We start from the raw sequence: 9,099 nt of genomic DNA, 5'->3' as shown, positions 1-9,099 counted from the left end.
CAGCAAGCCGACGCTGCCGACGACGCTCGGCGAGGAACTGTCGACCAATCCGTTCCTGCGCTGGCACGACCCAGCGATCCGCAAGCATCTTGGGCTGGAGAAAGCTTCGGACGCCGAGGTGTTCGCCGAAATCCGCAAGCGCAAGGATAATTTCTAAACAAAGACAGGATGGTCCGGAACCCATGACCAGCGCAGCCGAAATCATCGCGATCCTCGGTCTGAAGCCACATCCGGAGGGCGGCTGGTATGCGGAGACCTTTCGCGACGGCGCCGGCGGCGCGCGCGGCCATTCGACCGCGATCTATTTCCTTTTGGAGCAGCACCAGGTTTCGGCCTGGCACCGGGTCAAGGACGCCACCGAGGTCTGGCATTTCCACGCCGGCGCCCCGCTGGCGCTGTCGATGAGTGAGGAAGATGGCGCCGTGTTCGAGCAGGTGCTCGGCATCGACCTGGCGGCGGGCGAGCGGCCGCAGATCGTCGTGCCGGCAGGCTGGTGGCAATCGGCGCGCAGCCTGGGCGAATGGACCCTGGTCGGCTGCACCGTCGCACCGGGCTTTGAGTTCGCCACCTTCGAGCTGGCCGAGCCCGGCTGGCAGCCGAAACAACCCCAACTCAGCAAGAACCCCTAGCTCAGCAGGAATCCTAGGGTGATCGCCAGTTGGGCGGCGTAGTAGAGACCCCAGACGGCCAAACGCATCCAGACGCGGTGTGGCGATATGGCGGCCACCAGGAATTTTTCCGTGGCGAGCAGCCCGTCCGATGCCATGAACAGCAGCGCGCCGCCGACAATCGAGACGCTGCCTGTCGTCAGCGCCGAAACGCCCATGGCGAGGATGGCCGCGATATAGACGATGATCGGAACGCGCAAGCCCGGACCGACACGCCGCCAGAGCGCCGCCAGCATGACGATCGCGAACACCGCCATCGCCAGCGCGATCGCCCCGCGCCACGACTCGGCGCCAAGCAACTCCAGGCCGCCCCCACTGCGCAGGAACAGCGCGACATAGACGATGTGGGCGACGAGAAAACTGGCCAACCCGCCGAGAAAGGCCCTTTCGCCGTCGCGCGACAGGAAGGCATCGCCAGCGGCGCTGAGCGCAAGGGCGATGACCAGCAGCAGCGGGCCGCCTTGCAGCGCCGCCAGCACGGCAAGCATCGCCACGGCGAGTGTCTTTGCCGCCGAGCGGGCGAGCGTCGGCGGCATGCCTGATATGAAGGCGTAGATCACCGCCGCCACCAGCGAAAAGATCAACGTAGCATTCGCATTGGCGTCGATGCCGCCTGCAAACGGCATCGTCATGCCTTGGCTCCGCTTTCGGTCACGACCGGCTTCCGCAGAAACAGCGATTTTGCCGCCAGCGCCGCCCCGCCGGTGATGAGCACGCAGGCGGCGAGGATGCGCAGCGACGGCTCGGCGACGCCGGCCGCGATCAGCACCAGCGTCGACAACAGCGCCGCCGCATAGCTTGCCGCGCCGAGCACCTGGATGTTGCCGCGCTTGACGCCGATATCCCAGGCGTAGAAGGCCGCGCCGACCGGCATCAGGCCGAGCCCGAGCACGGCCAGCCACTGGCCGGCACCGTTCGGCAGCACGGTTTGTTCCAGCGCCAGGTGGCAACCGAGCGACAGCACCGCGGTGGCGGCGCAGAACCAGGTGACGATGCTGGTCGGCACCGACGGGAAGCGCCGCGACAGAAGCGAATAGGACGACCACAGCACCGCACAGACGGCGGCCATGGCATAGCCGAAGGCGTAGCGGGCATCGAAGGCGAGGCCGCCCCCTTTGGTGACGATCAGCACGGTGCCGGCAAGGCCAAGCAGCGCGCCGACGACATGGTTCCAGGCCAGGCGCTCGCCCGGCATCAGCGCCGAGCCAAGCACGATCAGCAGCGGCCACAGATAGGCGATCAGGCTCGCCTCCACCGCCGGCGCATTGCGCAGCGCGGTGAAGTAGAAGAAGTGGTAGCCGAACAGGCCGGCAATGCCGATCAGCCAAACCTGCGGCGGTATCTTCTGGCTCTTGTCGGGGGCCGGCATGACCAGCCGCGCGACAAGCCCGACCCCGGTGCCGATCGAAAACGTGATTGCCGACAACAGGAACGGCGGCACTTGGCCGGAGGCATCCGTAAGCAGCGCCAGCAGCGCCCACATGGCGACCGCCGAAAAACCGATGAGTGTAGCGCGCCCCATTCTGTCTCCAGTGGTGCGCCCCATTCTGTCCTCAGTGGCGCGCCTGACCTATTGTACCGCTTCGAAACGCCTGGCGCTGATGGTCAAGGTGCCGATCTGCGTTCCGACCGTGGCGTGGATCGGCGCATATACGCCGGTTTGGCCGAGCGGCGCAAACGTCACCATCATGCGGCTGCGGTCCTTCAGGTAGTTGAGCGCCTTGCGGCCCTTGCGGTAGCCCGCCACCGGGTCGAAGCCCATCCGGCAGGTGATGGTATCGCCCTTGTAACCGGGCACCGAGATCGTGCCTTTCGACGCGTAGGTCAGCGTCAGGTCGGCGCGCATCTCGCCATCATAGAATTTCACCGTGCGGCCGCAGACCTGGTCTAGGCTGTCGGCGTGGATGACCGTGGCGGCCATCGGATCGAGCACCGATGCCAGGTCGCCGGTGCCAATCGGCACCCAGCTCTTGGGATCGCGCTTGTCCGGCGCCGGGATGACCTGCGTCGAGGTGACCGTGCCATTGGCAAAGCGGATATCGACCACCGATGCCTTCTTGCCGGAGGTGTAATCGGCACGAAACGCCTGCGGCACCATCTTCTTGCCCGAGATCGTGCCTTTGGACGAGACCGTGCCCTGGGTATCGTCGAACAGCTTGGCGAGACCGGCAGCTCTGACGCTGCCTTCGATCGCGTAGGCGCCGTTCTCATAGTGGCTGGAAAACGTTGATTTCGCTATCGAAAGACCAAAAAATGACACGATGTACTCGCCCTTAAACGACTGCCGCGAGGCAGCTGTGGCGGCGGACGGCAAGGCGATGGCGAGCATGGCAGCAAGGGCGTGAGAGGAACGAAGCATGGCGGCATCGGGTCCTTGATTCTTGGCCGGAGGCGGGCAACTCCGGGGCTGGCATGTCCCTGTCAGACCGCTTATAGGATGAATTCCGGCCTTAATATGAAATGCCGGGCGCGTCCGTGGGCATGCCGGAGCTTGACGCACCGGTGAAATGCAACTATGGAACGCCAACTTTTTCCATAAGGCCGCCTGACCAGAACCGCGCGCCACCCGGCGTGGGCATAAAGGTTTGGCAGACCCGAGAACTGAAGGTTAGAACTATGTCCCGCACCTGCGAACTCACTGCCAAGGCAGTCATGTCCGGCAACAATGTGAGCCACGCCAACAACAAGACCAAGCGTCGCTTCCTGCCGAACCTCGTCAATGTGACGCTGATCTCGGAAGCGCTGAACCAGAACGTGCGCCTGCGCATTTCCGCCAACGCCCTGCGTTCGGTCGAACATCGCGGCGGTCTGGATGCCTTCCTGGCCAAGGCCGACGTCAAGGAACTGTCGCAGCGCGCGCGTCTGTTGAAGAAGCAGATCGCCAAGAAGCTTGCCGATCAGCCTGCTGCCTAACATCGTTTAAAGGCGGGGGACGACCGCCTTGGGCATCGGATCCAAGCCTTTCAAAGTGGCTTCCGATGCTCAAACAAAGCGAGCGTGATTCGGTTTCGGAATAACGCTCCGCTGGTTCCATTACCCAGGATAAAAAAATGAGTTCCTTCTCGCGATACCTGCCCTTCGTGGCCGCCATGGCGCTTGTCGTCGTGGCATCGAACATTCTCGTGCAGTTCCCGATGCAAGGGCAGATCGGCGGCCTGTCGCTGGCCGACCTTTTGACCTGGGGCGCCTTCACCTATCCCTTCTCGTTCCTGGTCACCGATCTCGCCAACCGCCGCTACGGGCCTGCCGTGGCGCGCAGGATCGTCTTTGTCGGCTTCATGACTGCCGTCATCTGCTCGATCCTCGTCCCGCCCTTCCTGTTCCGCCACGGCCTGATCGAATTCGAGACCGCGGCCGACCGGCTGGTGCGCATCGCCGCGGCGTCAGGTGCTGCGTTCCTCTGCGCGCAATTGCTTGACGTCACCGTGTTCAACCGGCTGCGCCGGCAAAGCTGGTGGCGGGCGCCGATCGTCGGCACGCTGGTCGGCTCGGTGTTCGACACCGCCGTGTTCTTTACCGTCGCTTTCTCTGCCGCTTTCGCCTTTGCTGGTCCCAACGACAGTTTCGCGCTCGAAACCGCACCGCTGATGGGTGTGTTCCATGTCGACGCTATGCGCTGGATCTCCTGGGCGCTCGGCGACCTCAGTGTGAAGCTGATCATCGCCATTGTGGCGCTCATCCCCTACCGGCTGCTCGCCGCCCGCTGGAGCCAGCCGGCTGTCGCGGTCTAGGCCGTTTCGGATAAGATCACGCCAAACAGAAAGAAAGCCCGTGATCCCCTGGGTCCAGCTCGATTCGGCAAAGACACCAGACGGCCAACAAGAACTTCGCCTCAAGCGGCGCGGTTCCGAATTCTCGATCATGCTCGGCACCAATGAGCTGATGAACAGCCGCCTCAGCGGCTCCGAGCAAGCGCTGGCAAAACTGTCTTGCCAAAGGATTGCCGACCATCGGCGGCCGAGAATGCTGATCGGCGGGCTCGGCATGGGTTTTACCTTGCGCGCCGCCCTCGCCGAACTCGGCAATGATGCCAGCATCGTCGTTGCGGAGCTGGTGCCGACGGTCGTCGCCTGGGCACGCGGCCAAATGGCCGAGGTGTTTGGCGGCTGCCTTGACGATCCGCGCGTCACGGTCGAGGAAACCAACGTCGGCCAGTTGATACGGTCCGAGCCGGCAGCCTGGGACGCCATCCTGCTCGATGTCGACAACGGCCCGCAAGGCATCGTCCACAAGTCCAACGACGCGCTTTACAGCCTGCAGGGGCTGGGAGCCGCGCGCACCGCCCTCAAGCCGGGCGGTGTCCTGGCGGTGTGGTCGCAAGGCCCCGACGGCGGCTTCACGCGGCGCCTGAAGCAGGCTGGCTTTGCGGTCGAGGAGATCAACACGCGCGCCAACGGCAAGCGCGGCGCGCGCCATGTCATCTGGATGGCCACCAACGGCCCACGATCCTGAGCGAGAGCCGGGCCGCGGTCCGGTCTACCTCGACTTCTGGAGTTCCGCGGCAAGGGCTTCCAACAGCCCGCGTGTCCCCTCTTCCCGCCCTTTCGCGGAATCGACACCGTCGAAAAACGCGCCCTGCTCGGTATAGGTCAGCCGCGTGCCACTGCCCGAGGGGGTCAGCTCGACGGTGGTGAGGGATGCCGACATTGGCTGGGGCCCGATCGCCATCCTGTAGGAGAACACGATGCGCTGATCGACAACGATGTCCTGGAACTGCGCGTCGAGCCTGATCTCCGGACCGCCGGCATAGCTGAATCGCGACACCTCGCCACCGCCGACGCGGAAGTCGAAGCTAAATTCGGCGATGGCAAAACCATCGCCATCGATCCGCCAGCGCCGCACAGTCGCCTTGTCGGCGAAGGCATGGAAGACTTGGGGCGGCGATTGCGGATAGGTCCTCTCGATGGTGAACGCGGAGTGGATGACGGAATGCTCGTCTTTCACGGGGGCGATTTGGTTCATGTCTGTTCGTCCTTTTCCTGATCTTGAACTTTCGGGGGCGATTGATCTGTGTCGGCCAGGATCTGGCCAAGTCGGTCGAGCTGACGTTCCGCCGGTATGCGGCGTTCAGCAATCCAGTCGGCGAGCGGGGCAAGCCCGCCGGGTTCGATCCGGCAGGTGCGTACCCGTCCGATCTTTTCGCTGCGGATCAGCCCGCAGGCTTCCAGCACCTGCAGATGTTGCAGCACGGCGGCGAACGTCATGCCGAACGGCTCCGCCAGCTGGCTGACGGTGGCTGGTCCGCGGCTTAATTTTTCCAGGATCTGGCGGCGGGTGGGCTCGACCAGAGCCCGCAAGATGCTGTCGATCTCGGAATAGTTAAGCATGGACTTGAGTATTGCGGCGGCGTCATCAATTGTCAAGTCTAGACTAAAGCATTTTGAGGCGCGACCGAGCGGCTAGAAAACCGTTCAATGTCAATGACTTGGCAGGGAAAATGCGGAGCAGGTCAGTCGCGTCATCGAAAATTAATGGCGACTGTCAGCTTGTGAGGCGTTGCTCAATCCTGATGGAGAATAAATTCCAGATAGAGATTGCGCTGCAGGATCGAGTGGTTGTCGTCGGAGACCAGCGACACCATCAGCGCGCCGTCGTCGCGGGTCCAGACGTCGAGCCCTTCCATATTGTCGATCTGGTAGCCCATGTCGGCCTCCAGCAGCACCGGCCCGTCGGCGACGGCGCCCTTCTCGACGCTTTCGCCATAAATGCGCCGCAGCCGCATCTTGACGCCGCGGGCCATCGAGAAGCTGCGCTCCAGCAACAGCAGGTCACCATCCGGCAGGAAGGCGCCGTCGGTGATGTCGAAGTCGCCGTTGCGCTTGACGGTAAACACGCCCTTGTGCGGCCCTTCGATGATGGCGGCATAGATGTTGCCGGCTTTGTCGAGGCTCTTTTCGGAGACCACCACCAGCCCGCCCTCATGCTGGCCGTTTGCATTGGCGTGGGTGACGGTCTCGAAACCGCGGTTCTGGCGCAGTTCCCGGGCCGGCACCAGGAAATCCAGCTGCTTGAACGGCGCCTTCATATCGTTGGGGTCGATCTTGAACTGGGCGACGTGATGGCTGCGCTCGAAGCCGACAGTGGCGATGCCGTCCTTGACGGCGAGGCCTTCGGCGTCGACCTCCCACTTCTCGTCGATCGCTCGCCCCGCTTCGTCGACCATCTGCTGGATGCGGAAATTCTGGATGCCGGACGGCCGCTTGTTGGCGTCGCGGACCACCGTTCCGAAGAACCAGAAGCCTGTGTCAGCGACGCCGATGAAATCGCTGCCGCCTTTGAGAAAGCGGAAGGCCGACAGCGCCCCGAAATCGCGRGTCGGCGAGGTCATTTCCAGGCCGCCGACGAATTCGAATGGGCCGAACTGTTTGTCGGCGCGGCCGATTTGGAATTCGGTGATCGGGCGGGCCGAGATTTCGACCGATTCAACTGAGGTCGAGTCGGGCGAACCGGCCAGCACTGGAGCCGCGCCGGCAAATAGGGCGATGGCGGCGAAAAGCGTCTGCTGGAAGCCGCCGCGCGAAAAGATCATCCGGCGCGCCGCATGCCGCCGCGCCGCGTGTCGCGCGCGCTTTCCTCGGCGAACAGCGAGGCCAGTTRCTCGGTCATGGCGCCGGCCAGTTCCTCGGCGTCGACGATGGTGACGGCGCGCCTGTAATAGCGGGTGACGTCATGGCCGATGCCGATGGCCAGCAACTCCACAGGCGAGCGCGTCTCGATCAGTTCGATGACGGCGCGTAGATGGCGCTCGAGATAATTGCCCGGATTGACCGACAGCGTCGAATCGTCGACTGGCGCGCCGTCCGAGATCATCATCAGGATCTTGCGCTGTTCAGGCCGCGCGATCAGCCGGTTGTGCGCCCACAGCAGCGCCTCGCCGTCGATGTTTTCCTTGAGCAGGCCCTCACGCATCATCAGGCCGAGATTGCGCCGTGCCCGCCGCCACGGATGATCGGCGGATTTGTAGATGATGTGGCGCAAATCGTTGAGCCGGCCGGGGTTCGGCGGCTTGCCGTCCTTCAGCCATTTCTCGCGCGCCTGGCCGCCTTTCCAGGCTCGGGTGGTAAAGCCGAGGATCTCGACCGAGACGCCGCAGCGTTCCAGCGTGCGCGCCAGGATGTCGGCGCAGGTGGCGGCGACCGTGATCGGCCGGCCGCGCATCGAGCCGGAATTGTCGAGCACCAGCGTCACCACCGTGTCGCGGAACTTGGTGTCGCGTTCCTGCTTGAAGGACAATGGCTGCATCGGGTCGATGACGACGCGCACCAGGCGCGCCGGGTCGAGGTAGCCTTCTTCCAGGTCGAAATCCCACGACCGGTTCTGCTGCGCCATGAGCCGCCGCTGCAGCCGGTTGGCCAGCCGCCCGACGACGCCGGACAGATTGGCAAGCTGCTTGTCGAGGAACGCGCGCAGCCGGTCGAGCTCTTCCTCTTCGCAAAGCTCCTCGGCGCCGACCGTCTCGTCGAAAGCGGTGGTGAAGACCTTGTAGTCGATTTCCTTCGGCAGATTGGTGAAGGGATTGTCGTTGCGGCGCGCCTCGCCGGGCGTCTCGGCATCCGCATCGTCATCGTCGGACAGGTCGTCGGCGGTGGCGTCGGAGGCTTCGGTCTCGGCGGATTGCTCGTCATCGGCGGACGCCTCGGCATCCTCGGACTGCGACTGTTCGGAGCCGAAATCCTCTTCGCCGCCCTCCTCGCTCTGTTCCTCGCCTTGCGGCTGGTTGTCGTCATTGTCCTCGGAGTCTTCGGTCTCTTGGTCGTCGCCGAGTTCCTCGGCCATTTCCATGGAGGCAAGCATCTCGCGCACGACGCGGGCGAATGCCTGCTGGTCGTCGAGCTTGGCCGAGAGACCGTCGAGATCGGCGCTGGCCTTTTCCTCGACCCAAGGCCGCCACAGCTCGACCAGGCGCTCGCCGCTCTTCGGGATCGGACGGCCGGTCAGCTTCTCGCGCACCATCAGCGCCAGTGCTTCCTCGATCGGCGCGTCGACCTTGTCCTTGACGTCGACGAGGTTGGCCTTGGCGTATTTGTCCTCCAGCATCGAGCCGATATTGTCGGCGACGCCTTGCATGGCGCGGCTGCCGATCGCCTCGACGCGGGCCTGCTCGACCGCGTCGTAGACGGCGCGGGCCTGTTTGCCCTCTGGCGCTAGCTTGGTGTGGATGCGCACGTCATGGCAGGCGCGCTTCAGCGCCATGGAATCGCCGAGGCCTCGGGTGATGGCGATGTCGGCCTTGGACGCCTTCTTCGGCAGTTCGGGCAGCCGGGCGCGGCTGCCCGCAAGTGCCGGCCTATCCTTGGCAAAGCCGACTTCAAGCTCCTTGTCGCCGGCGATGGCGCGCATGCAGACGGTGACGGCACGCTTGAAGCTGTCGGCTTCAGACCCCGTCTTCGACTTGTTGCGCGTATTGTCGCCCGGACCCGCCATTATCTAT

Annotated in this window: 12 protein-coding genes; 5 read left to right on the top strand and 7 right to left on the bottom strand. The window is 64.1% G+C overall.

From position 1 onward, the window contains the following. A partial coding sequence (locus tag AC1D0I_RS14515) for a hydroxyacylglutathione hydrolase C-terminal domain-containing protein (protein WP_477395867.1) occupies positions 1 to 157 on the top strand: 157 nt, incomplete at its 5' end. Positions 158 to 182: 25 nt separating this feature from the next. After that, positions 183 to 629 carry a cupin domain-containing protein gene (locus AC1D0I_RS14510; RefSeq protein ID WP_095084901.1) on the top strand — a complete coding sequence of 149 codons (447 nt, stop codon included), beginning with the start codon at positions 183 to 185 and terminating at the stop codon, positions 627 to 629. Here AC1D0I_RS14510 and AC1D0I_RS14505 read toward each other — a convergent pair. The 3 genes from AC1D0I_RS14505 to AC1D0I_RS14495 are packed head-to-tail and all read right to left on the bottom strand — an operon-like array spanning position 626 to position 3,027. Continuing rightward, the gene (locus AC1D0I_RS14505) at positions 626 to 1,300 is read right to left on the bottom strand and encodes a lysoplasmalogenase (protein ID WP_457152071.1); all 675 of its coding nucleotides are present in this window, start codon (positions 1,298 to 1,300) and stop codon (positions 626 to 628) included. The two genes, AC1D0I_RS14510 and AC1D0I_RS14505, sit on opposite strands and share 4 nt — an antisense overlap. Next, a complete protein-coding gene (gene yddG, locus AC1D0I_RS14500) occupies positions 1,297 to 2,190 on the bottom strand; it encodes an aromatic amino acid exporter YddG (RefSeq protein ID WP_477395853.1) in 894 nt (297 codons plus the stop codon). The genes AC1D0I_RS14505 and yddG overlap by 4 nt, the downstream gene beginning before the upstream one ends. 48 nt (positions 2,191 to 2,238) lie before the next feature. Continuing rightward, positions 2,239 to 3,027 (bottom strand): DUF3108 domain-containing protein, encoded by a 789-nt coding sequence (locus tag AC1D0I_RS14495; protein WP_477395852.1) that lies wholly within the window; start codon positions 3,025 to 3,027, stop codon positions 2,239 to 2,241. A 257-nt stretch (positions 3,028 to 3,284) separates the two neighbouring features. Here AC1D0I_RS14495 and rpmB point away from each other — a divergent pair, with 257 nt between their 5' ends. From rpmB to AC1D0I_RS14480, 3 genes are all read left to right on the top strand, one after another. Further along, entirely contained in the window at positions 3,285 to 3,581 is a 297-nt protein-coding gene (gene rpmB, locus AC1D0I_RS14490; protein ID WP_091585249.1) for a 50S ribosomal protein L28, read from the top strand. Between the two features lie 137 nt (positions 3,582 to 3,718). After that, complete coding sequence (locus tag AC1D0I_RS14485; protein ID WP_095084906.1) at positions 3,719 to 4,399, top strand: queuosine precursor transporter; 681 nt, start codon at positions 3,719 to 3,721, stop codon at positions 4,397 to 4,399. Positions 4,400 to 4,439: 40 nt separating this feature from the next. Next, a complete protein-coding gene (locus AC1D0I_RS14480; RefSeq protein ID WP_477395850.1) occupies positions 4,440 to 5,120 on the top strand; it encodes a spermidine synthase in 681 nt (226 codons plus the stop codon). Positions 5,121 to 5,144: 24 nt separating this feature from the next. On the opposite strand, the gene AC1D0I_RS14475 is transcribed toward AC1D0I_RS14480, so the two are convergent. From AC1D0I_RS14475 to cobT, 4 genes are all read right to left on the bottom strand, one after another. Continuing rightward, entirely contained in the window at positions 5,145 to 5,630 is a 486-nt protein-coding gene (locus AC1D0I_RS14475) for an SRPBCC family protein (RefSeq protein ID WP_477395848.1), read from the bottom strand. Then, positions 5,627 to 5,995 (bottom strand): ArsR/SmtB family transcription factor, encoded by a 369-nt coding sequence (locus AC1D0I_RS14470; RefSeq protein WP_457152079.1) that lies wholly within the window; start codon positions 5,993 to 5,995, stop codon positions 5,627 to 5,629. Before AC1D0I_RS14470 ends, AC1D0I_RS14475 begins: the two co-directional genes overlap by 4 nt. A gap of 173 nt (positions 5,996 to 6,168) precedes the next feature. Next, a complete protein-coding gene (locus AC1D0I_RS14465) occupies positions 6,169 to 7,197 on the bottom strand; it encodes an esterase-like activity of phytase family protein (RefSeq protein ID WP_477395846.1) in 1,029 nt (342 codons plus the stop codon). Further along, positions 7,194 to 9,092 carry a cobaltochelatase subunit CobT gene (gene cobT / locus AC1D0I_RS14460; protein WP_477395844.1) on the bottom strand — a complete coding sequence of 633 codons (1,899 nt, stop codon included), beginning with the start codon at positions 9,090 to 9,092 and terminating at the stop codon, positions 7,194 to 7,196. The genes AC1D0I_RS14465 and cobT overlap by 4 nt, the downstream gene beginning before the upstream one ends. Positions 9,093 to 9,099: the final 7 nt, after the last annotated feature.

It is taken from the genome of Mesorhizobium sp. P2_D1, assembly GCF_056404455.1.
This window is presented reverse-complemented; position numbering and strand designations above follow the sequence as displayed.

Coding starts and splice junctions, on each gene's coding strand:
- AC1D0I_RS14510 (WP_095084901.1), top strand. CDS start 183: ATGACCAGCGCAGCCGAAATCATCGCGATCCTCGGTCTGAAGCCACAT.
- AC1D0I_RS14505 (WP_457152071.1), bottom strand. CDS start 1,300: ATGACGATGCCGTTTGCAGGCGGCATCGACGCCAATGCGAATGCTACG.
- yddG (WP_477395853.1), bottom strand. CDS start 2,190: ATGGGGCGCGCTACACTCATCGGTTTTTCGGCGGTCGCCATGTGGGCG.
- AC1D0I_RS14495 (WP_477395852.1), bottom strand. CDS start 3,027: ATGCTTCGTTCCTCTCACGCCCTTGCTGCCATGCTCGCCATCGCCTTG.
- rpmB (WP_091585249.1), top strand. CDS start 3,285: ATGTCCCGCACCTGCGAACTCACTGCCAAGGCAGTCATGTCCGGCAAC.
- AC1D0I_RS14485 (WP_095084906.1), top strand. CDS start 3,719: ATGAGTTCCTTCTCGCGATACCTGCCCTTCGTGGCCGCCATGGCGCTT.
- AC1D0I_RS14475 (WP_477395848.1), bottom strand. CDS start 5,630: ATGAACCAAATCGCCCCCGTGAAAGACGAGCATTCCGTCATCCACTCC.
- AC1D0I_RS14470 (WP_457152079.1), bottom strand. CDS start 5,995: ATGCTTAACTATTCCGAGATCGACAGCATCTTGCGGGCTCTGGTCGAG.